This window comes from Paucisalibacillus globulus DSM 18846, assembly GCF_000482485.1.
Lineage (GTDB): Bacteria > Bacillota > Bacilli > Bacillales > Amphibacillaceae > Ornithinibacillus > Ornithinibacillus globulus.
Map to the genome: position 1 here is coordinate 106,540 of NZ_AXVK01000026.1, position 26,294 is coordinate 132,833.

At 36.1% G+C, this 26,294-nt stretch carries 11 protein-coding genes and 1 pseudogene; all 12 read right to left on the reverse strand.

Going from position 1 to position 26,294, the window contains the following annotated elements; translation table 11 throughout:
- Positions 1 to 59 precede the first annotated feature (59 nt).
- Complete coding sequence (locus tag K332_RS0107830) at positions 60 to 8,636, reverse strand: hybrid non-ribosomal peptide synthetase/type I polyketide synthase (protein ID WP_026906947.1); 8,577 nt, start codon at positions 8,634 to 8,636, stop codon at positions 60 to 62.
- 117 nt (positions 8,637 to 8,753) lie between these two features.
- Positions 8,754 to 11,090 (reverse strand): ABC transporter permease, encoded by a 2,337-nt coding sequence (locus K332_RS0107835; protein ID WP_026906948.1) that lies wholly within the window; start codon positions 11,088 to 11,090, stop codon positions 8,754 to 8,756.
- Positions 11,090 to 11,839 (reverse strand): ABC transporter ATP-binding protein, encoded by a 750-nt coding sequence (locus K332_RS0107840; RefSeq protein ID WP_051359389.1) that lies wholly within the window; start codon positions 11,837 to 11,839, stop codon positions 11,090 to 11,092. Before K332_RS0107840 ends, K332_RS0107835 begins: the two co-directional genes overlap by 1 nt.
- Positions 11,840 to 12,167: 328 nt before the next feature.
- On the reverse strand, positions 12,168 to 17,903 hold the full coding sequence (locus K332_RS0107845) for a type I polyketide synthase (protein WP_026906950.1): 5,736 nt from the start codon (positions 17,901 to 17,903) through the stop codon (positions 12,168 to 12,170).
- 22 nt (positions 17,904 to 17,925) lie between these two features.
- The gene (locus K332_RS0107850; protein ID WP_026906951.1) at positions 17,926 to 18,966 is read right to left on the reverse strand and encodes an HAD-IIIC family phosphatase; all 1,041 of its coding nucleotides are present in this window, start codon (positions 18,964 to 18,966) and stop codon (positions 17,926 to 17,928) included.
- A gap of 3 nt (positions 18,967 to 18,969) precedes the next feature.
- Complete coding sequence (locus K332_RS0107855; protein WP_026906952.1) at positions 18,970 to 19,848, reverse strand: 3-hydroxyacyl-CoA dehydrogenase family protein; 879 nt, start codon at positions 19,846 to 19,848, stop codon at positions 18,970 to 18,972.
- A gap of 38 nt (positions 19,849 to 19,886) precedes the next feature.
- Entirely contained in the window at positions 19,887 to 20,663 is a 777-nt protein-coding gene (locus tag K332_RS22170; protein ID WP_051359385.1) for a thioesterase II family protein, read from the reverse strand.
- A gap of 108 nt (positions 20,664 to 20,771) precedes the next feature.
- Positions 20,772 to 21,461: a 4'-phosphopantetheinyl transferase family protein gene (locus tag K332_RS0107865; RefSeq protein WP_036688430.1), complete on the reverse strand. Its 690-nt coding sequence runs from the start codon at positions 21,459 to 21,461 to the stop codon at positions 20,772 to 20,774.
- A 713-nt stretch (positions 21,462 to 22,174) separates the two neighbouring features.
- The gene (locus K332_RS0107870; protein ID WP_026906954.1) at positions 22,175 to 22,969 is read right to left on the reverse strand and encodes a carbon-nitrogen family hydrolase; all 795 of its coding nucleotides are present in this window, start codon (positions 22,967 to 22,969) and stop codon (positions 22,175 to 22,177) included.
- 991 nt (positions 22,970 to 23,960) lie between these two features.
- A complete protein-coding gene (locus K332_RS23930) occupies positions 23,961 to 24,110 on the reverse strand; it encodes a hypothetical protein (protein WP_156914167.1) in 150 nt (49 codons plus the stop codon).
- Positions 24,111 to 24,788: 678 nt separating this feature from the next.
- Positions 24,789 to 25,136 (reverse strand): DUF7957 family protein, encoded by a 348-nt coding sequence (locus tag K332_RS0107885; protein WP_026906955.1) that lies wholly within the window; start codon positions 25,134 to 25,136, stop codon positions 24,789 to 24,791.
- A pseudogene (locus K332_RS24185) lies at positions 25,137 to 26,294 on the reverse strand (hypothetical protein); the annotation flags it as partial.

Here is a 26,294-nt window from a genome sequence, read left to right on the forward strand (position 1 = left end):
TATTCTCTCCCCCCAACACGATTATTAGTTACTTGTGAACATCCTCTATTATTTTTTATTTATTGAAGTGAGCCTTTCCCATTTCTAGGCAAAGGCTTAATACCTATTGCACCCATATCATTCCAATGTTCTAACTGTTTGGTTATATAATGAGAATCGGCATAGTCATGGAGTTTATTGGACCACTCTTTATAGGAGGTCGTTTTAGCCAAAAACTTTATTTCCTCTCCCTTTGTAGCCTGGGTATAACCTCTTTCTAAATCTTCCATCAAAATATTCCACGATGTAGCGTCCATTAATAAATGATGAATCGCTAAGAAAAGGTAGTCTCCTAACGTCGTTTTAAATACGCCTATTTTAACTAATGGACCAGAGAACAGCTCCATATTTCCCCTGATTTCACTACATTTATCCAACATTTCCTCGTAGCTTACAGAAGTAAACACATTCCACTCGTATAGATTGCCCTCCATCCCACGATTCAATTGAAGCACGTTGTCTCCGAATGACTTATACATCATTCGTAATGCATCATGATGAATCATCATGTTATCGAAGACCTTTTTGAGTACATCTGTCTGAATCCCATCTTCTTTAAAAAGAATTACCGATTGACAACTAGCAGTTGATTTATGATGTCCTTCATCGAAGAAGGTCTGTTGAAATGGAGTTAGAACAACTTTTCCTGTAATCATTTCCTGATTATTCACTTGATTAGCAACTACTTCGGCTAGTTGTTTTACTGTCGGATACTCATAAACCTGTTCCACTTCTAAGTGAATTCCTATTGACCGCAACCTTGAAACTAACTGCACTGCTTTTATGGAGTCGCCTCCTAAACTAAAGAAATCGTCATTAATCCCTGCCCGTTTGGTACGTAATACCTTCATCCACGTATCGAATAGTAATTCTTCCGTTTTAGTATTCGGTGCTTCTGATACAACTCCTGTTTCGAGTTCATCTGTTGGCTCTGGCAAAGAAAGCTTGTCCACTTTTCCATTTAACGTATATGGCAATTTCTCAATTGGTATAAAATGTGCTGGCATCATATAGTCTGGTAATGCTCTCGAAATAAGACTTCTTAATTCAGGGAGTAACATTTTCTCATTAAAAATGACATAGGCACATAATATGGCTTCCTCCCCGACCTTCCTATCGACCACAACAGCTTCGTTAATCCGTGGGTCTTTTACTAATTGGCTCTCTATTTCTCCCAGCTCGATTCGATGACCCCTTATTTTGACTTGATTATCTTTTCTCCCTAAAAATTGAATCGTACCATCGCTTGTCCATCTAGCTAAATCCCCTGTTCGATACATACATTCTCCAGGAATTAGTGGGTTTCCTTCAAAATTTTGTAATGTTAATTCATCCTTATGTATATAGCCCCTGCCAACTGCCTCTCCCGATATATAAAGTTCTCCTGGAACCCCTATTGGTAACAGCGACTTTTTGTCATTCAAAATAAGAACTCTACAATTCGAAAGCGGCTTTCCAATAGTAATTGATTCACCATTTATTAATTCCTTCACCGTTGCCCATATGGTAGCTTCTGTCGGACCATACATATTGTAAATTTTTGCATTCGATAGTTTTCTAAGGTCATCAAAGACCTTATATGGTAGTTCCTCCCCACCAATACATACTGTCCTAACACTTTGGAGATAATTACCACCATTGTCGTCATTCCGTATCGAGTCAATTAGTAACTTTAATCGAGACGGGGTGACTTGAAGAACATTAATTTCGTTTCTATAAATGATTTCTTTTAAATGTAGTAAGTCATTTTGTTCTCGGTTATTCAAAAGGTAAATTTGCATTCCTTTTGTTATTGGAACAAATAATTCAAGTCCAAAAATATCAAAACTGAATGTGGTCAAACACAAAACACGGTCGCTCACATTAAATGCGACTTTATCAGTGACAGCTTTAACAAAACTAGCTAAATTCCTATGTTCAATCATGACTCCCTTTGGTTTTCCAGTTGAGCCAGATGTATAAATGACATATGCCAAATGCTGAGGACTGATATCAACTTCAAGATTTTCCTTCTCTCTACTCGTTACATTCTCCACATCCATGCATATATGTTGAATGGAAGACGCATATTTTTCTTGTAATGTTTTCTCGGTCAGCATAATATTGCATCCGCTATCCATTAACATATAACGAATTCTTTCTTCAGGATAATCCGCATCAATTGGTAAATATGCCCCTCCAGCTTTTAATACGCTCAGGATACCAACTAGCATATCGAAGGACCGGTCTACCATAATGCCTACAATGGTCTCCGGGCGTACCCCTTTCTCCTGTAAAAGCCTCGCCAACTGATTCGCCTTCTCGTTTAATTCTCGGTAACTCATTCGATTATTCTCAAAAACAATCGCTGTTTGATTTGGTGTCTTTTCCGCCTGTTCTTCAAACCATTGTACGACGGTCTTTGTTTCCACTTTAAACTGCTCTATCTTATTATTAAATTCATACAACAATTTATCCTTCTCAACGAAATCGACTATTTCAATGTCCCCAAGCTTCATCTCATCCGTACCCTCTTGCTGTATGACTGCTAAAATATTTTTAAAGTATTGACTCCATCTTTTAATTGTTTCTTCTTTGAACAGATCAGTTTTATACGTCAAACTGATATCAAAAGCCCCATTCTCTTCAAGGATTTCTAAGGTTAAGTCAACATCTGAAAACTGATTTTTGAAATCATGAGCACCTATTTCCAAATCTTTAATTTTAAGTGATCTTTGATCTGTCTTTTCATATATAAACATCGTATTTATAAGTGAAGTATGATTACTTTTCTCGCTATTTATATCACTGACGAGATCCTGATACGGATAATATAAATGGGAGTAAGCTTCTAAGCAACTTTGCTTTACTTCAGCAATACATTCTTTCAGTGTTTTATTATCAGAAAGAAGATTCTTGAGTACAATCGTATTCGTGAACATTCCAATAGTAGTATCAAACGGACCTGCAGCTCTAGTTGTTGCTGGCGTTCCTATTAATATATCTTCATTTCCTGATAATTTTTTAAGTAATAAATTAAACGCAGCTACTAAAAGCATAAAAACGGAACACTGATGTTTTCCAGCTGTGACTTTTAAACGATTAACCAAATCATGCTCAACCTTGTCATGGACCGTAGCTGCTAAGAAACTCGCTTCCTTTGAAGCTGGAAAGTCTGTTGGCAGCTGTAGTGCATGAACATTACCAGATAATTTATCCAGCCAGTATCCCTTATCCTGTTCCATTTTTTCTGACCGTAAATAGTTTTGTTCCCATCGGGTAAAATCCCTGTACTGGCTCGTAATAGGGGCTAGAGACTGACCTTCAAACTGTTGAATTAGCTCTTGTACAAAGATATTCATTGAGATTCCATCAGCTATGGTGTGATGAAAATGAAAGATTAGTAGGCCCGTGTCATCACCATTTTCGATAACAGAAACGTTAAAGAGTGGGGCTTTCCCTAGATCAAATGGTTTCATAGTTGCTTGAATTAGGTCATCTAATGGTTCATTTTTCCTTGTTACTTTTTCTATTTTAAAATCAACCTGTGGGATAATTTCTTGCTTAAAATCACCATCCTCTACATAGAATTGTGTTCGTAAGCTTTCATGCCGCTGTAGGATTGCTGAAATAGCTTGATTCAATGTAGGGATATCAAGTTCTCCTTTATATGTTAGAACCGATACAATGGTATTTGGATCTCCTTCACTTACTAAACTCTGGGCATATAAACGCTGTTGTACAGTTGACATTGGTAGAACTTGTGATTGAATTGTTTCATTAGGTGTGCTCATACTGGATTCTATTTTATTTGAGGGAGGTGTTGGTACGATTCCGAAATAACCAGCCTCTCTCATTTCTTCTACTGTACGGATAATCGCAGAGATAATCGATTCGATATCTTTCTCTGAATGTTCCGTTGAAATGAAACAATTTCTCCCCTCCCATACATAAATACCTTTTTCAAGTAATCCGTAAAAGAATATTTCAAAATCGCCTTGAAAAACAAAACGAAACAATGATCCGAAATGAACGACCTTCATCGGGATTTCATTTTGTTGAAAGTAGGTATTTATTCGGGTGACAAAACGGTCTGTTTTTTCGTTAAGTGTCGTATATAAATGGTTTTGATTTTCCTTAATATGATTCAATGTTGCGGTTGCTGCAGCCATTGCCATCGGATGATGTGAAAAAGTTCCAGCGACAAATGTTCTTTTTTTCTCGCTAGGTGGTACCGAGTCATCGCCAAATTGCCACATTCCACCATCAATACTATCGAGATACTTTGCTTTTCCTGAAACAACTCCAATAGGCATGCCGCCGCCAATGACCTTACCATAGGTTACAATATCCGCTTGAATATCGAAATATTCCTGCGCGCCTCCTGCTCGGATACGGAAACCGGTTATAATTTCATCAAAAATCAATGCAATATCACGTTGTTCCGTTATTTTCCGTAAATCCAAAAGAAACTCATGAGGTTGAACATCAGGCTTTCTACTTTGAACCGTTTCCACTAATACTCCGGCAATATCATTAGCATTATTTTTAATATAATCCAATGCATTTTCATCATCGTATGGAAGGATGACAAGGTCACGAACCATACTATCGAGAATTCCAGGTGCTAAGGGAATCGAATTTGGTGTGCCATCAGCTTCATAGGAAGGTAAACCTAGTAAACCATCATATGTTCCATGATAAGAGCCTGCAAAAACAACGATTTTTTTCTTCCCAGTAATGGCACGGGCAATTCTTACTGCGACCATATTTGCCTCTGTTCCAGAATTATAAAAGGCAACTCGTTCTACCCCAGTAAGCTCACTAATTAACTCTGCTACATTACCTGCCAGTCTACCCATCGGTCCTAATGGCATACCGTGATTCAATTCTTCTTTTAATGCCTCATTTACAAATGACGGATTATGACCAAATAAACTCACCCCGAATCCCATGGTTAAGTCTAGTAAGCTATTACCGTCAATGTCTTCGATTTTGGATCCATTTCCTTTTTCCGCAACAATTTGATAAATCATTTCCTTGAACAAAGGGCGAAATCCTGCAACATTTCTATTGTTTGCATATACATTTCGATAATGCTGTGTATTTTCTTTTGATTTAAGAAAATAACGTACATATTTCTCCTCTACATTTTTTATGTAGCTTTGCTTCAGGCTGTCTATACGTACCTCTTTCAAGCTCATCTTTTTATAAGGAACAAAAGTCGTATCATCTCTAACCATCTGCTTATGAGAATTTAATGTTTTCGGGGTCTTCTGTTTTACTTGTTCCACCTGAACGTTACTGTTATTAACCTGCTCTAGTTTAACTGTCTCTGTCATATTCTTGATAATCTCAAGCTGACCATCCATAATCTGTATTTGCTTATTAAATATGTCCTGAATTGGTCCGATAGTATGAAGTGCGACAGAATCACCGGAACTATTGGCGTTCCGATATTCCTTCTGATGGTCCCCTTCCATAATTCCAGTGACAACTTCAGGAATCACCTCTTCGGAAGTTTCAGTTATCTCTAGATTTGGGACTTCCATGGAACAATCAGTCAGGGAGATGTCCGCATGGTCAACTATATAGCTAGCAATCTTCTCCACTGTGTCTAGATTGGTAAAAAAGTCATTTAACGATATATTCACATGATACTTACTATCAATTTGTTTATTTAGCGATACTAAAACTAACGAATCAAAACCTAACATAAATAAATTTAAATCGTCTTCTATTTCATCGAGTTCTAACCAGGTTAAGACCCGAATCATTTCTTTTATTTCTAATTTTATTTTATCTAATTGATTCCCTTTATCCTGTTCGGGATGTTCGACTGTTGTCTTGTTCGATACTAGCTGTTCCTCCCGTGGATTGGAATTATTCTTCATATGGTTCACCTCACGCCAAAGCTTTTTCCTTTGAAATGGATAGTTAGGAATGATTACACTACGATTTTGATAAAATGAATGGAAGGTTGTCCAATCAAAATCAAATCCTTTTACATATAACTTAGAAACCGAAGCAAACAATTGATTATAATCCGCTAACCCTTTTCGGAGTGATGGTAAAAAGTCAACTTCCTTATCCTTAATACTTTGATGAGCGAGACCACTAAGGGTAGCATCACCACCAATTTCAATAAAGGTATCCACACCAAGTTTTCTCGCTTGATGAATAGATTCTTGAAAATTCACACATTTCGAGAGGTGCTCCACCCAGTATTTTTTATTTCCTAATGTTTCTATATTTTCTACCTTTCCAGTGATGGTCGATATCATCGTAACATGAGGGTGTGAAAATTTAATTTCACCAATTTCATTGTGATATACCCCTTCATACTTGGTCATCAATTTAGAATGGTATGGATGAGGAATGTCCAATTTATTAATAAAGACTCGATGCTTTTCTTGTATTGCACGAACAACCCTATCTACCTCTTGGCTTGGACCAGAGATTGTAACATTCTCTGGCGCATTAATCGCCGCAATCGAAACATGTTTACAGCCACTTTCTTCGATGGCATGTTTTACGTTCTCTTCATTAGTAAGAATGCCGAGCATCTTCCCATCAATGTCTATCGAATCCATCATTTTTCCACGCTGGGCTATCATCTTAATTGCATCTTTCAGGCTAATAAGCCCTGCATAACATGCTGCTGTATACTCGCCAATACTATGCCCAATCACAGCATAAGGTTTAACTCCCAATGTATCCCACCATTTTGTCAGAGCATATTCAATAGAAAATATGATCGGTTGGGAATAGAGTGGCGAATTCATCCATTGTGGGTCTTCACCATAAATCGCTTCTATTATTGATATAGAAAGAATGTTATTAAATTCTTCATTACATACATCTAATGCCTTTCTAAACGGGTCTGATGATAAGTAAAGGTCTTTTGCAATTTCTTTATAGATGGAGCCTTGTCCAGTAAATAAAAAGGCAATTTTATGATTACTTTTTTTCACTTTATTTGCTATCGTCCCCTGTTCACTTGTTAACGCTTTTTCGATTTTATCCACCAATTCTTCTCTACTTTTTCCAACGATGGAAAATCGGTAATTTAAAAAAGATCGACTTATATTTGTGGAATAAGCAATATCCCTAATACTTTTTTCGTCCTTATCTTTAATAAATTCTTTTATAACACTTAAATAATCTCTTAATGCAGTCTCATTTTTAGCCGATAATGTCATCAATTGAACAGGGAGCATACTCCTGTTCTCTTCCCTACGTATGGTGGGTGGTTCTTCTAAGATTGCATGAGCCAACGACCCACTAAAGCCGAATGAGCTAATTCCTGCACGGCGAACTTTTCCATTCTGTGGCCACTCCATCAATTGATGGACTACCTGTGTTTTATCCCAATTAATATTCGGATTAGGATTATGAAATTGAATACTTGCTGGTATCTTTTTCTTCTCCATTGCCATGATTACTTTAATGAGACTTGCCATACCTGAGGCAGCCTCTAAATGGCCAAGGTTTGATTTGACAGAACCAATTAATAGCTTGTCTTTTTTATTTTTGAAAACCTCAGATATAGCTTGTACTTCAATTAAATCACCCAGTGGCGTACCAGCACCATGAGTCTCTATATAGTCGATGTCTTCAGCAGCCAATCCTGCATTAGTCAATGCCTGACTAATGACACGCTGTTGAGAAATCCCATTAGGGGCAGTATAACCGTTCGATTTCCCATCCTGCCCCAAAGCAACACTTTTCACTATAGCTTTCACATCATCACTAGCCATTTTTGCATCTTCTAATCGCTTTAGTATGATGACACCGCAACCTTCTCCTCTTCCAAATCCATCCGCTGTTTCATCAAACGGCTTACATCTACCGTCTTTAGAAAGGCCACTATATTTAGATAGACCAATAAACGACTCCGGTGATAATAATAAATTCGCACCACCAACGATAGCCATGTCACACTGATGATTCTGCAAGCTTTCCACAGCAGCATTTAAAGCGGTAATGGTAGATGAACAGGCTGTATCACTAGTTATTGCCGGGCCTGTAAAGTCATAGAAGTAGGCTAATCTCCCCGCTGCTGAGCTAAGTGATACACCTGTTGTAGAGTAAGGTGTAATATCAGATGTATTACCAGAAAACAATTCAGCATTCGCATACTCATATGAATTTATCCCAATAAAAACGCCAGTTCTACTACCCTTGATTTCATCCATATTTATTGCTGAATTTTCCATTGCTTCCCAGCTAACCTCTAATAACAATCTGTGTTGTGGATCGATTGAACTTGCTTCGATTGCCGTTAGCCCAAAATGGGAATTATCAAAGGCTTTAATATCGCCTTTTAAAAAGGAACCGTAGGATGTAACCATCTTCCCTTCCTCTTCCGGGTTATTACTATAATATTGTTTATAATCAAATCTATCTTCTCTTATTTTTGTAACGGTATCTAAACCATTCTCTAGTACTTTCCAGAAGCCTTCTGGATTGGAAGCCTCACCTGGAAAGCGACAAGAATACCCTATTACAGCAATAGGTTCTTTGTTCTTTTGTTTATTAATTTCTTGGGATAGATTCTCAATTTTTTCTGCTGCTTTTTTTAGGGCTGTTTTGTACTTGATCACTTGTTCTTCCATAATCTCATCTCCAAATTAAATTCTTACAGGACAAAGAAATAGATTGCATAACAAGCATTAGTAGATTGATGGGATTAATTCTCCTTATCCTATCCCCCTGCAGATATATAGTGAAAATTACTCCACGCTTTTTAGGGATTCAATCATATTGATTTTAGTTACTTTTCGTCGGAGCAATACATTCGAAATGATCGTTAATAAGAATGTAAGGGCGATTGCCAAACCAATTGTACCTAATCCAAGCCTGTCTGGAATCTGTTGACTGGAGCTGGACAATGCTTGAACAACCAGTTCGTACACAAAACCACTAATTGGTAAGGCTATCAAAACTGCAAAAGTAGTTAAAATAATATTTTCAACAAATATAAGCCTATTTATTTTATTTCTTTGATATCCTAAAACCTTTAAGGTAGCAAGTTCGCGTGTTCGTTCATAAATATTGATGGATGATATAGTAAATATCGCACCAAAAGACAGTACTACTGCACACAGGATGAATATAATAAACACTGGATTATTCTGCTCGATAATGTTGTCTACGGATTTTTTTATATCACTCTTATCAGAAATTAATTCGACAGAAGGATTCGACTCAAAATAAGTATGAATATTTTCCTTATTTGCATCACTATCCGCTTGAACTAGCAATGAAGTTGGTTGGAACTGCATTCCAAGACTAAGTAGATACTCCGGTGTACTGTAGAAGGATGGATTTGTATATTGTGTCGATATTTTTGCTACAGTTACATCAATCAATTGCCCTCCCATATCAGGAGCTATTAGTTTAACTTTTATCGTATCGCCCTCTGAAATATTATACTTATCAGCATAGGATTGCGGTACGAGTACTCCCGAATCATCCAAAGCAATTTGATTATTCTCGGTATCAAAAAAATGAATCAGATTGTTTTCCGTTTCCGTAACAAGTAACGTTGCATTTTTTTCGTCCTTAAAATCTACAAATTCAATTGGAATAGTGGCCAGTGAAAAATAACTATCCACTTCTGGTGGTAGATTAGTAGTATCTACCTCTCCCTTATAATCCACTTTAAAATCATATTGATATACCTTGTTTATCTGCGCAGCAATCGACTGCATGGAATTTTCAAATCCAAAAGCAGTAATTAATAAGATTACACAGACGATTACACCAAAGGAGCTGGTTAAGGCTTTCTTTTTATTCAGGAAAATATTTCGTAAAATTAATTTATTACCATAGGATAGTCTTTTCCATAAACCTACCACTCTCTCCACCATGATTTTCTTCATTTTTTTTGGTGGCTTCGGTCGTAATGCTTGTGCTGCACGTTCCTTCAATATACTTCTTCCACTTAAGTAACACGCAATTACCCCAAAAACGATGGAAACAATAACTGGTGGAAATATCGTATAAAATGAAACGGATAAGTTAAAATTAGGCAAGGAATAGGTTTGTTCAATAACCGAATTAAGTACATTAACAAGTGTAAAAGCAGTGATTAACCAACCGATTACCGAGCCCACGATACCTACCAATATAGGGTATCCCATATAGTGTATGAGAATGTTTCTATCATTCACTCCTAAAGCTTTCATCACTCCTATTTGATTTCTCTGGGAGTCAATTACTCGAGACATGGTAAGAAAAATGGTGACTGCAGCAACCATAAAAAGGATTAGTGGAGCAACCGTACTCATTAACCCATTATTCGTTATCGTTACATTGATAGCTGAATAGCTAACTGCTCGTTCTTTATTGACTTGATATAAGTATGGAAGTTCTTTTGAATAATCTTCTATTGCCGTACTAATCTGCTCACTACTATAACCTTCTATTGCATCAATAATCAATTCATTGTAATAAAAACTGCCCGCGATTTCTTCTATACGTTCTTCATGAATATAGGCTACACCATGTGTTTTGTGGTCTGGTAGAACAAGGGATGGGTCCTCAATATTAAATGCATGCTCCACGTTTTCACCAAAGCCACTAATAATAAACTCAAAGCTTCCTTCCTCATGATGAATCGTAACCTGATCGCCAACCACATAGTCGTGCTCTTCCCCATAGCGGGCATCTAATAAAATCTCTTCCTTACTAGATGGAATAGTACCACTTGTAACGGCGATCGTGTTAATCTCATTCCCTTGAGGAATGGAATGGACTTTCAAGCTCGCTTTATATCCATCAAAGGTCTGATTCGCATCAAATGTATAGCGTCCCTCGATTTTATTAATCCCATCCATCTCCTGCATGGAAGATATGTCGCCCTCCGTAATACTGCTGTAGTGAACATTGAAATCTGCTAAATTATGCTCTTGAAAATAGTTATCTGTATAATCACTAAGGTCTTTACTAATTGTGATTAGTCCTGCATAAAAGAACGCACCTACTGCAATAACGAGCACAATGGTAATAAACTGTCCGATAGACTCCCTTATATCTCGTAATAACTTTAATAGTAATTTCTTCACTACCACTCAATCCCCTCTATGCTTTGTTTCACATCATTGGTAGTTATTTCTTCTATTTTTCCACTTTTCACTTTAATAACCCGGTCAGCAATAGGGGCGATGGCAGCATTATGGGTAATCAGAACAATACATTTTTTCGTTTCCTCGTTTACATCTTGTAGTAACTTTAATACCGATTTACTAGTCTTATAATCTAATGCACCGGTCGGCTCATCACAAAGTAACAGTAATGGATTTTTCGTAACCGCTCTTGCTATGGCAACTCTTTGCTGTTCACCTCCAGACAGTTGGGAAGGAAAGTTGTTTAAACGTTCACTAAGTCCAACTTTGTCCAATATATCATTTGCGTCCAAATGGTTTTTACACACCTCTGAGGCAAATTCTACATTTTCTAGTGCTGTCAAATTAGGAATAAGATTATAAAATTGAAAGACAAACCCTACATCCTCCGCCCGAAATGTTGTTAATTTATTTTCATTATATTGAGTAATGTTATTTCCATGAACAATTACTTCTCCCGAGGAGACAACGTCCATACCGCCAAGGATATTTAAAATAGTACTTTTACCAGCACCACTTGCTCCTAGTATGACGACGAATTCTCCCTCATATATTGAAAAATCTACCCCATCTAAGGCTTTGATAGTCACGTCACCAAGTTGGTATTCTTTTGTTACATTTTTGAACTCGATTAATTTCTTCTTTTCCACTTCAGCATCTCCCAGTTTAGTAGAATTGTTACTTTCCATTCGTGTAGCCTCATTACGTACGTCCTGTTTAATTTTCACTTTTATACTCATATTCACTCAAACCCTTTTCCGTAACTACCAACTTTTAACGGAGTTACTTAAATTAGTCACCGCTTTTAGAAAAACTCGCATTCGCTCGTCTTTTAACGAATGTGTTAGTTTTACTATACGTGCGGAAAGTTTTTATACTTTCCTATCTACTAAGAAAGAAAAGTGGAATAGTGTAATCTTTCTATTCCACCCTATTAATAAACCCGTATTTGACTATTCATATGGCAAGATGTAATCACTTAAAAAAATATAGGTATTATCTTAGCTATTCTGTTTTTTAATCAATTAGAGAATTAATTTCTAACAATAAATCCTCTACTGATTCGTCTTCATCTTTTTTCTTTTTATTGTCAGAATTAGTTTCTGGAAACATCTGCTTCAAAATATAGTCATTTATACTTACTAGTGTTGGATAGTTATAGAAAACGGAAATATCGATATCTACTTTTGTTAATTTAGTAATTTCTGTTTTCATAGAAAAAATCATTAACGAATCGGCACCCTGTTCCGTGATTGGTATATCCACCTGAATGGATTCGTCATCCGTGTATCCTAATATAGTTGAAATGACAGATTTTAATCTGGCAAGTAAAAATTCATGTCTTTCCTCATGGTTTAATTTCTCAAGCTCCACGGAAATACGCATTGCTTGTTCCACATTATTCGCTTTTGTCCTCACTTCCGCACTGTTTGTCGTGACCTTGGATAAGAAATTGGACACTTCCAAATGGTCTGTTTTTTCATTAAGAAGGTTCCAGTTGATATCAGCTGCCATTACATATGGTTTACTGACATGGAATAATTGTTCCATCACCTTTTCACAGCGGTCCAATGGTAGTGCAAATATACCTCTTGTAGCTATTCTTTTCAGATTTTCTTGATCACTAGCAGCCATACCCATATCAGCCCACGGCCCCCAACAAATGGATAGAGCTGGTAAATTCATACTTTTTCTATACTCCGCTAATGCATTTAGCATGTAATTAGCTGCTGCATAATTGGATTGCCCAATATTTCCAATTAACGACGCTATGGATGACATCATAATAAAGAAATCTAATGGGTAACCAGAAAATGCGTGATGTAAGTTTATTGCTCCTAATACTTTTCCGGAGAACACCTTTTCAAAGTTTTCCCAATCCTGGTCTGCTATCATTTTGTCGCTTAATGTACCAGCTGCATGTATGATTCCTTTAACTGGTGGCAACGTCGGATCGATTAAATCATCTACCTGAAATGGAGCACTAACATCAATTTGTTTTACGACGACATGGACATTTTCCTTAGTCCATTGCTCTATTTTTTCCAATGTTTCCCCGGTAGCACCCTTTCGCGAAAGAAGGATAAGGTTTTTTGCGCCATTGTTGATTAAAAACTCTGCATAAGTTAGACCAATTCCTCCTGTACCACCACTAATGACATAGGAAGCATCCGATTGGATTGTAAAGGCTTCTTTCTGACTTTCTACCTTATACTTCTCTAATCTCGGTACGAGGCGTTTATGATTTTCCAGCAATACGACTTGCTCATTACTCAATTCATTTAATTCTGTAATAAGGTAGTCCATATCTAGCTCTTCATATCCTGCACAATGGTCTATAATACCGCCCCAAAGTGCCGGATATTCCAAACGAATTACATTTGCAAATCCCCAAAGCATGGATTGAACCACATCCATATCTTCATTGGATAGACCCAGAGCATGTTGGGTTACAATCCACATTTGAAGTACATCAGAAACTGATAATTCACTGATTGCTTGGATGATATGCAGCACATCTGAATTAGATTTTTCAATGGCTTGAGTTACGATCTCCCCAGGAATATTTTCTAGTTTCTCGGTATTCTTTGCCGGAATATATAAGAGTTTATACTTCTTTCCAGATTCTTTATCCACTAATGACGCAACAAGTTGCTTGATTTTCTCCTTACTATTTAACTCGCTTAACTTTTCGACGGATACAACCGTATAATTGCATCCATGAAAACCTAGACGATCACTTAATGCATCAGCTAATCGATCATTTCCGGAAAGTAAGAGATAGTGTTGGTCTGCTTTCACCTGATTAGAGAAAGGTTCTGTTTTCTTTGTTTCCTTCCACTGCACATCATAAAGCAAACTGCTAGCATCTCCTTCAAGTCCCTTTAAAATGGTTCTTCGATCTGTTAGCACGGCTAGGAGGTTCTGAATCTCCATAACGATTTCGCCTTTTTCATTATAAACTTCGATATTACCTAATACTCCATCCTTCTGTGAATTATCAGCCGTAACATGGCACCATAGGGTTTTCGCTTCTCTGTAATAATAAATGACTTTACCTATTGAAATAGGAATCGCTGTTTTAAAAGCATAACTTTCAGTATCCGAATTCATTTTTACAGATAGTTCAGAGACAGCAAGCAACGACTGTAATATAGAATCGACAGTACCCGGATAGATTTCATATTTCTCATCGACAGGTAATTCATCCCAAGGGTCAATACGGCAGACGCCACCTTTATTATTATTCCAAACCTTTGTTATTCTTGTGAAACCACTGCCTAAATTAAATCCATACTTACTCATGACATCGTACACGGTATAGCCGGATTGGTTTTCAGGATACATCTTTTCTAGTTCAGAAATTGCTACTGTTTTGTTTTCATTATATTCATTATTCGTTTCGTTAAGCCTCGCTTTACAGTGTTCACTCCAGTTCTCATTCACTGTTTCATCCATACTCATAAGGCTGAAATCGATTGTTTCATCAGCGACATTCTTAAACACATACTGAACCGTTCGCTGCTCATCCTTGCCAGTAATGATAGGCTTATAAAATTCAACATTTTCAATGGACAGTGGCTTGCTACCTCTAAAATCTTTCGTCTTTAAAAATAACATCGATAAATGAGCAGCAGCCGGAGCAATGGCATGATCAAAAATAATATGTTCCTTCATGAAATATGGGTAAGAACTATTAAACGTATTTTGATAAATGAATGTATCCTTTAATAACGGAGTGACTATCTTTTGTCCTAAAATACTATGTTGTGTACGATTGTTATTTTCTCTTAACTGATGGTTAGGTTTTAGCCAATAGGACTTCTTATCATAAGCATATGTTGGCAATTGTACTTTGCGGTGCTTGTCATTGTATAACTTCTTCCATTTTATAGGGAAACCGTTACAATAAAGCTCACCCACACAAGAAAATAATTGGGCTACATTATTTGTTTTTCTGTCCATAGAGGATAGAATGCTTGTATCGTCCCCAAGTGTAAGTTTTCCTAAAAGACTTAGAACTTTTGCAGAACCAATTTCTAAACAAACGACATTACCTTTCTCCTTCAAACATTCCATTCCTTGATGGAAATCAACTGTATCTGTAATATGCTTCGACCAGTATTCTGCATCAAGGATTTCATCTTCTCTAACAGTACGGCCTAGTTTGGTGGAAATAAACTCCACCCGGCTAGTTTTGAACGATATGGAGGAGGCAATTGCATGAAACTCATTAACAATCGGAACCATCATTTTCGAATGAAAGGCATGAGAAACATGCAAGGCATTCGCTTTTATTTTTCTTCGTTTTGCCTCAGCTATAATACTTTCTATTGCATCCTTTTCTCCGGATACAACAATATTGTTCAATGAATTAATCACTGCTATAGATACTTGATGCTCAAAACCTTGTATTAAATCCTCTACCCGTTCCTTGTTCGCGAATATGGATACCATACTACCGCCTGGCAAAGAAGCCATTAATGTTGCTCGGGTAGCTAGAAGCCTTACTGCATCCTCCAACGTCAGTATATCTGCTCTAACCGCAGCAGCATATTCACCAATACTATGACCAATCACAATATCTGGCCTGATATTTAAATCATCCCATAATTGATCCAATGCATATTCTATACTGAAAATTAACGGTTGAGCTAGACCAGTATTCGCAATAAATTCATCACCAAATGAACCACTATAAATAAGTTCCGTTAATGACTGGTCTAAATATGGCATAAAAAGAGTACTACATGTATCAAATGCAGACCGGAATACCTTGAATTTAGTGTATAGCTCTTTCCCCATGCCAACATACTGAGAACCTTGACCAGAATACATAAATACTAATTTAGGTAAACCAACTTGATTGGTTTCCTCAAAAACACCATCAGAGTCAAGCTTATTGACATAAGCATCTAAATTCTGAATCAAGTCATTCCTACTATCTCCAGTAATCACTACACGCTTACTAAAGTCACTTTTATATGAATTATTTGTATAAGTTATATTGTCCAAGGATAGTTGCGGATTTTCTTTTATAAAATTCAAACTATTTAACCCATTAGTTTCCAATGCATGACTTGTTTTTCCAGTTAATTTCAAGATATACCCTGACTCCAAATCCGAAAGAGATGCCGTTTCTTCATCGACTTGGTTATCTGATTCTGTAAGTATAATATGTGCATTAGAACCACCAAATCCAAATCCATTGATACCTGCTCGTTTAATCGGATCAGTCCACTTCATATTTTGATTGACAACATGAATGGAACTTTTTTCCCAATCTATGAATGGGTTCGGTGTATTGAAATTCAAGTTAGCAGGAATTGTAGAATGTTTAAAACCTAATAACACCTTGATGATACTCGCTATACCAGCAGCTGCTTCTAAATGTCCAATATTGGATTTTACAGAACCTATTTTTAGCTGGTCTTCTTGATTTCTTAACTTTCCATAGCTATTAATTACCGCATTTACTTCAATTGGGTCCCCTAGCTTTGTACCTGTCCCATGCATTTCTATATAACCAATATCCTTTTCATTCAGCCCAGCATCTTTCAATGCCTTCTTAATTAATTTTTCTTGCGATGCTCCATTTGGTGCCGTCAAGCCATTACTTTTTCCATCTTGATTGACTGCACTACCAGAAACAATTCCTAATATCGAATCATGGTCTGCTTTTGCCTCTTCTGTACGCTTGAGAATGAGAACACCACCACCTTCAGACCGGCTATAGCCATCGGCTGCCTCATCGAAGGTTTTACAATGCCCATCCGTTGAAATTGCTTCGATTTTGGAAAAGCATACGTGAACGGAAGGGGAAATCATTAAATTCACACCTGCTACAATAGCTAAATCTATTTCATGGTTTTGCAGTGCCTTACATGCAAGGTGCATTGCAGTAAGAGAAGAGGAGCAAGCGGTATCCACACTCATGCTTGGGCCTTCAAAACCAAATGTATACGATAACCTTCCACAGGCAGTACTAAATGTTGTACCAGTTAATGAGTAAGCATCAATCTTATGTAAATCACCTGATTTATAATGGGCTAAGGAATATTCTTCTCCAGCAATACCAACGTATACTCCTGTATTACTACCTTTGTAATCAAAAACATTCAATCCAGCAGATTCAAATGCTTCCCATGTTAGTTCCAGTAGTAAGCGCTGTTGAGGGTCCAACGATTGAGCTTCCTTAGGAGATATATTAAAAAATGCAGCATCGAATTCATCAATGGGCACATTTAGAAATCCTCCCTTTTTGGTATACATCTTTCCTGATTCTTTTTTATTTTCACTATAATACTCGTCTATGTCCCATCTACTTTCAGGAACCGTTGAGATACCATCGACATTTCTAATGAGATTATCCCAATATCGATCTGGATTATTGGCTCCACCTGGAAACCTACAGCTCATACCGATAATTCCAACAGTGTCTCTGGTTTTTGATTGTTCGTTTTGTTCGTTTAACTCATCATCAGCTTCTACGGGGTCTGACAATAATGTATATAGATATTCGGAATACGAATGGACTGTGGAATTTTCAAAAACAGATGTTACTGGAACCTCACAATTAAACTCCTTTTCTAACCGCTTAATAAAAAATGGAACATCCAATGACTCCATCCCTAACTCGATAAATGGAAGGTCATTGTTAATGTCATCTACATCTAAAACTTCTTTAATAATTTCCGTAATACTATTCGTAAAATCCTCTTTACGATTTACATATTCTCCATTCACCTTCACCACTACTCCCCCTCGTACTAAATTAAATGGCTACATTCACTTCAATGTACTCCGGAATCTTCCTGTAATCTTTATTCTGGTACTCTAATAAAACGACATCATTTACTTTTTCAAGTTCAGTGAATCCGGAAAACTTATACGTAACATACATCATTCTATTTCTGTCAGTTGGTATAAATTCTGCTATTAATGTAACGTTATTCTCCAAGGACATATTAATCAATTTATACAAAATTACTGAACCAATACCTCTGGACATGATCCTACAGGACAAAATTAATAATTTTAATCTCCAATTATCTTTACTTTTTTCTATTAAAACGAGCCCAATTTTCCCATATGAACCATAGACATCCGAAAGATCAGCTACTAATAATTTATGGTTTTCAGATTTCGTAAAGGCATACAGTTCCTCGATTGAATACGTGTAGCCAGTTGCATTCAACTGATTGGTACGCAGTGTCAGTTCTCTCGCCCTTTCTAAATCATCAAATGTGGCATCGGAAAGCGTTAATTTCATATGTAATGTTTTCAAAAACTCTTCATTCGGCCCATCAAACCGACTCTCGTCTTCATTACGTCTGATATCATCCATATAAATTTTCCTGCGATTTCTAGCTTCCTCTGTTACAATCTTTGGATTTAGCTCTGGTTTATCTAGTAGACTTTCAATATCTAGCGCATCGATACATAGAACCTCTGGTAATTCATAATTTATTTCATCTCGTTCAAATACTTGATCATCAATAAATGCGAGCGTATCTATTCCTATATTGATCAACCTAGCAATTTTAGAAAGAGAAGTTGATTTTTTACCCCAATTAATTTGTGGGAAAATAAAATATTCATCAATACCAAATTCTTTTAATTTGCTCATGGCAAAATCGTAATCATTTTTACTTGAAACCGATTGTAATATCCCACGTTCATCCAATGTTTTTATAATAGGAATGATGTTGTTTTTAAGTGTTACGGATTCCTCTGTGAGCACCCCATCCCACACTGTATTGTCCAAATCCCAAACAACACATTTAATCCTCCGTACTTTCGTTTGCACAGCCATTTTCTACCTCCTCAAATTACTAACCTTTTTTATGGAATAATTATAAAATCCTTCTCCAGATTTCTTTCCAAGTCTTCCTTGGTCAACCATCATTCTCAATAAAGGACAGCATCGAAACTTAGTATCTTGGAAACTTTCATACAAAACATCTAGTGAATCAACAACTGTATCTATGCCAATCAAATCTGCCGTCTCTAAAGGACCCATCTTATGTCCATAGCATTCTTTAAATATCGCGTCCACCGCTCTAGGATCTGCCACTTGATCTTGCACAACAAATGCAGCCTCATTCATAAAAAGATGGGATATTCTATTGGAAACAAATCCTGGAAAGTCATTAATAATAATTGCTTTTTTGTTAATTGAAGCTAATAATTCCACTGTTCTTTTTATGGTTGTTTCTGATGTGTGATACCCTTTAATAACTTCTACAGATGGTTTTAATGGGACTGGATTCATGTAATGTGTTCCAATTACATTCTCGGGATATTGAATCAATGAAGCAATCTTTGAAATGGATATACAAGATGTATTTGCAGCTATAATACAAGTTGAGGAACAGATGTTATAAAGTGCAGCAGAATATAGTTTCTTTTTCTTATCCCAATCTTCGGTTATATTTTCAATTACGTAGGTGACATTTTCTAGTTTTTCTAAATCCGTCGTAAAGGTAATATTGTTTAAGACTTCATCTGGTGAAGACTTTCCCAATTCTCTATTGTACATACTGTATAATCGTACGTTAGAATGGATTTGTCTTTCAGCCTCTTCTAAAGCTTTCCTATCTATATCGATTAAAATAACGTTATATCCTTCTAATGCATAATTATGAGCAACTCCTATTCCCATAACACCAGCACCAATAATTCCTATCGTTTCCAAATGATAAACACCCCTTTGTCTTTTTTTCATTTATATTATTACGTTAGAAAGTACTCATGCAAATCCATTTTCACATGGGTGACAATGTCAGCCAATAAACTTTCCTTATATGGACGTAAATAGAAATGATCCCCATCATAAATCTTAATTGGTAATGGCTTGTGCGAGTGTCTCTCCCAAGCAACAATATCTTCATATCTAACTTCTTTATCCATCTTGCCTCCATACCCAACAATTTTCGTTTGGAACGGTGTTGAATCTACATATTGATACGTTTCTATCAATGTAAAATCTGCTCTTAAAATAGGCAGGTAAAGTTCCGATAAATCTCGGTTTTCAATAATGATATCAGGGGTACCTCCAAGTTCCTTAATCTTCCTAAGGAAATCATCTTTTGGTAGATCATGTAGGATTCTTCTTGGTGAAATTTGTGGAGCTTTTCCACTCGAAATAAATAATATACTCGCTTCTCTCCTGTTCATTGCCCTAAGTTTACGAGCAACTTCAAAGCAAATTAACGTCCCCATACTATGTCCAAAGAAAACAAACGGTTTATCTTGATAATCTGCCATTGCTTCAACTACTTCAGAAGCGAGTTCATCAACATTCGTCAATAATGTTTCGTAGATGCGGTCCTCCCGTCCTGGCAACTGTATGGCACAAACTTCGATACCATGTCGACTTAAAATAGTAGACCATTCCCCATAAAATGATGCTGATCCTCCCGCAAAAGGAAAGCAGAACATCCTGCAGATTGATTCATTATTTGGCCTAAACGTTTTAATCATTTTACTTAAGTTTTTTTTACTTTCCATGCAGATTTTCTCCTTGAACATTAATTCCCCACGTACGGAAGGGGATAACTAACCTAAAATCTTGTTATAACTCTGACCTATGACAACCGCTAACTTATTCGAAAAAATTTAATAGTTATTCATTTCATTAATCAGCGATTTATAATGATAATATTGAATGGTATTTGGTAGTCGGTTGCCAAAAGCACAGGCAGATAACTTGTAATTCGGATCAATCGAATACTGCTTAAATTCACAGTGAATTCTTTCTGGTCGCATTATAATGTTACCCCCACCTAGATTACGAATGCTAAATGTATCTAGTGGAGTAGATAGTCCTGTCCCCAATGCCTTTATATAGCTTTCTTTCAATGTCCATAAATCATAGAAATATTCCAATCGTTCTGCCTCTTGTTTTGACATCATATCCGAATACTCTACATCAGAAAAAAAGCGATTGGCTAGTCCAAAATCTATCTCCCTTATTCTTTCGATATCAATCCCAACCACAGTTTCTCCCCAAATCAATACAACCCAACAGCCTGCATGGGATATATTAAAGTGAAAATTTTCTACACCTTGCAAAGACGGTTTCCCGTATGCATTACGTTCAAAATAAATGTCCCGATTCTGCATAGCTAGATTTTTAATTACTACTAACCTAACTAGTGATTCAGCAAACAGCGACCGATAAGCATCTTCTTTATAAATATAACGACCAATTTGCTCTTTTCTGTTGTTAGAGATAAGGGTCGACAAAAAATTATAATCCTGATGCTCCACGATCTGCGGAATTTGCAATGTTATAATTTCAGTCATTTGGTTCATTCCTTTTCCATCTAGGAAAATCATCATTCGTGTGAATGACTTCAGGTACTTTTTAGTCCATGGTATAGCTAGAGATGTATTTTTGGTAAATTCCTTACGTGTCTGTGAAGTCGTAATAAGTAGGTGAGTATTTTAATACGTCATAAATAATATTCCAGTAAGATTAGATTATTTAGTACTTAAATAATTACTCGTTACCAATGATTCGATTAAATGTGTGGAGTTCTTTTGGAGAAATTACTAGTTAAATAATAGTGCTACAATTGACGATTTCCCAACCTTCTTCTTACATTCATTAAAAACACTACTATTTGTTACCAAAATATTACCACAACAAATGGCACAGTATTATTGGGAAAGTTATGTAAATTACCTACGTAACTAGTCTAATAGTTCTATAATATTCCAAATTAATCCATAGAAATGGAAAGTTGGCTCCCAAATTTGGGATTATTCACCCTTTCAGCAAGTAAGATGAACTGAATGAGGAAAGTTAATAGAAAGCAGATTAAAAAACAAGCAAAATGACATGGTATATTATACCCGCAAGACAGAGGGTCAGGTTCATTGGCTTGATTTCATTCCCATGCCCCTAATAAGTTCAATCGCAACCTAATACACTTGAAATTCCAGCAATTCTTTGTTCTTTATCCCAATCAAAAGAAGCATTTTTTTCTTAGCAAGATTACTCCTAAACATTCCTCTTATAGCGATTTATATAAATGTGGCACTCTACTTTTAAAAATAGGAATATTCTCTCTCACATTCTTAACCTTTTCTAAATCAAGCGTGACAAATAGTGTTTCTTCCTTGTCATTAGATCCGCATTGTACGATATCGCCTCCTGGATCAATCACCATAGAGTTCCCACCATAGCGAACACTATCATATTCTCCTACATTGTTAGAAGAAACGACATACATCTGATTTTCAATTGCCCTTGCTATCTGGAGATTTTTCCAATGATTTATTCTTTCAATCGGCCATTCAGCCACAATATGTAGAACCTCTGCCCCTTCAATTGCTAATGTTCTAGTAATCTCAGGAAAACGTAAATCATAACAAATAACTAACCCCATTTTGATATCATCAAGCTCAAACACTTCTGGAGCATGCTGTCCCCCTGTAAGATATTTCGGTTCATTCAACATGGGTACCAGATGAATTTTGTTGTATGTATACACCAAATCTCCCGAACGATTGAAAACATAAGATGTATTATATATGACACCATTTACCTTATTCGCTATTGATCCACCAATGATATTTACCTGTAGCCCCTTAGCTAATTCTTGTAAAAAGCTTTTGGATGGTTCTCCATTACTATCTGCAATATTTTCCAATTCATCTAGCGTATATGAAGTGGTCCACATTTCCGGTAAAACGACGATATCCGGATTATTTGTTTCCATCTCATGTTGCATCCATTCCTTGACCTTTTGTCTATTTTTATTCGGATTACCTGGGTAAATTTCCATTTGATAAATTGAGTATTTCATGAATATCCCCCTAATTTATTTTGATAATGCATATTCAACAGAAATAGAATCATTAGTGCGACTTGCAGATAGCAAGTCTTCAACATTTCTTTCTATTCATTGGAACCGAACCATTATAAATAAATCGGGTAAGCAACTCCTCATCGCTTACCCGACTTCACTTATTTATGCGTATGTGCTGTCTCCAAGAACATAAATTGCATCCATTTAAAATAACCACAAGCATTTGAAAAACACAGTAAGCAGATCATAGCCTTTACTGTACTTACCTTCAGATTGATTATAAGTAATTGTCCCTATTTTCCAATGTTCTTGCTTTGATTGATAGGTTAATAAATAGTTTACTGCGCCTCAGTACCATTTCTATACAAACCCCATAATTTATCATTTAATTCACTTATTGGCTTATTTAGCCTAATCCTTTCCTTAGGGGCATCCTTCCATATATAAAAATCAGTTAATCCACCTCTACTTGGATAAATGCTTTCAATCATATTCCCAATTTTACTCTCCTTTATTTCATTACTATCATTAGAATTAAGAATACTCAGGATTTCCTCTAGTCTATTTATTTGATAAGAAATCTCTCCAGTGTTATTTTTTTCAATAGTAATAATAACTCTGTTACTGTACTTTCGATCTTCGAAATCTTATTTGCCATAATAACAGCTCCAATCGATAAATACCTCCATGATTTCCCACTGGGCCTATATATTTAAGTACTTGAAGGGATTTCAATTGCATATACTATCTAAATGGGAAGTACCAGATAATGCAGCATTTTTATCCAACCATTGGTCTTCATCACAAAGTTTCTTCTTACTCCATATTAGGTTGACCTCTTAATTCATCCAAAAAATCCTGGATTACCAATAAGTATTGCACTCGTCATCATAAATATTGTTTTACAGTGGTTTTCATATTAGTATCTTAATTATTTTCGACAGTATGGACCATTTCCCCTCCTTTATTAGTGGTCTTACTTACTGTTTTATGGTTTATCAGTATCTAAACATCTCCCTATCATTGTATACTTAATCCACCCAACAACTGGTACAAAAACAGCGGCAACTCCACCCGTTACATAAACAACCCCATCTTCTTCCGACAAATCCGAAATTGTTTGTCCTTTACCTATCATTCTCTTATTTTCTCATTCAAATATCAGTTGACTTAATATGAATTTAAACAAAAAAACTCGAAAAGCATAAAAGTCCTTCAAGTTTTCCAATTACTTCATTTTTTTATACTCTTGTGCCACAGCCAGTAACTTATCACCAATTTTCGAATGAATGCCCCAGGAATCTACTATTTGTCTAGTATAAGTCGGATAATAATTTATTGGAGATAATACACTTTTCATTTTAATTAGTTCATTAACTATAGACTCAAGTTGCAATACAGAGGGTATCTCATCACTACCTATCGGCGCTTTTTTTTCTTACCTCAATTTCTCGAGATAAGTCCTCTAAAACTTTATCTATTAAACCAATTACTTTAACTTGCTGTTTTTCTAACTTTTGATTAACTTTGTTCAGTCCATTATCCGCCAGGTTTCACTTCTTCCTGTATTATTTCTATGTAAACTCATATTTCCCCTCAACTTTTATGCCATTAAAGAATAAATAGAGCATACTCTTTCTCATTCGAAAAAATGAATAATTTGTCACGAGGGAGGCAACTAATAAAAAATGAAACTTGAAAGCATGTAGCCATTTAAGGTTTTAGGGTACATTGATGCAAAAAAAAGAAATTAATCAAATACAAAGTATTTTTTTGTACTAGCCCTTGAATTCAGAAGTTAATAATAAACTTGATATTATTTTACAACATCACTTGAAAGTATCTCTCCATTAATTGGGTTTAAAGAGAACCTTCTACCATAAAAGTCAGACACAAAAACTTCAGTACCATGGACCATTAGGTTTTCATATGGCAACTGGTTTTTTACGGGGAAAACATCACCGACACTCTGAATACGCCACTTTATTGTCCCATTATGATTAATTCCAAATACATTATTTAGATACCTAACGTTATTCGGTATACTAAGCAATACAATTAAAGTGTCATTTACTTCTACTATATAGCGTATATCGTGGTCAAAAACTATATTTTTATTTTCTACTACTAGCTTGTTATCATATTGGTTAAACTTTATCGACACTTAATTCACTCCTTCAGGTAAAGTTCTTGGATTTGTGAAATTACCAACACGTTGTCCCATTAAATCAAATTGTTGTCCACCACCTTCAAAACCGAAGAGTGGATTTACAGTTCCTGTCCGTATTCTTGTTCCTACTTCTAATTCCACATCTGCTACAAACTTTGGTGTTGTGGGCAATGCAAATTTATCTTGAATTTGCGAAGGTGATAGTCCTTTAATATCATCAGCTTTCATAAACCAACCACCATACATACCGGAATTTTCCCCGTCGTATACTCGTACAAAAGTACTTTTTTCTGTTAATTCGATTTCTTGAGCATGTGTACCTTGCTTATAGGGAGGTTCACTATAGCCCATTTCTTCCTTCCACCATTTATTTACATCTTCTGCTGGCGTTTCAGAGATTTTTTTATGTTTAACATTATCTATATCCTTACCTTCAATCGTATCATCTGAATCAATAGGTATCCTATTAACACTTCCAGGGCCACCATCAACTGCCGCTTTCCTATGTTGAACTTCCAGTATTTCCATTAAATTCTTCATACGATCAGTAACACCATTAGTAAACTCGATACCAACCTTTTTCTCATTCACTAATAAGAATTCGACACCATCAACCGTTTCCCCTTCATTATTATCAGTTTTATCCACTGACTTTTTTGGTTTATCGATATCAATTACCTTACCCAACTTCACATACTTACTCCATCCAACAACCGGCACAAATCCAGCAGCAACTCCACCCGTTACATATACAATACCATCTTCTTCCACTGAATCTGAAATGGATTGTCCCATACCTTCTACTACACTAAATGGATCTTCTACGATTTGTTGAACCATCGTATAAAAGCTATCAATCCGTTCATTGGCAGCATCTTTTAGAAATTTAGGTTCAATGATATCAGGTATTTTAGCGGATACTGCAATGATCCCCGCATCATAAACGAGCTTTATTAATCCCCAACCAATATCAATAAACAAGCCCTTCAATAAACCAACAACTAAATCCGCTACAAACTTCCCGGTCCCTTCCGCTAAATCCCAAAAGCCTTCAAAAAAGTTTGTATACTTTTTCTTCAATGCAGTAGCTTTATCATTGTATTCATCATCCATATTCTCATACTTCTTCACCTTGGAATTGTAGATATCCCA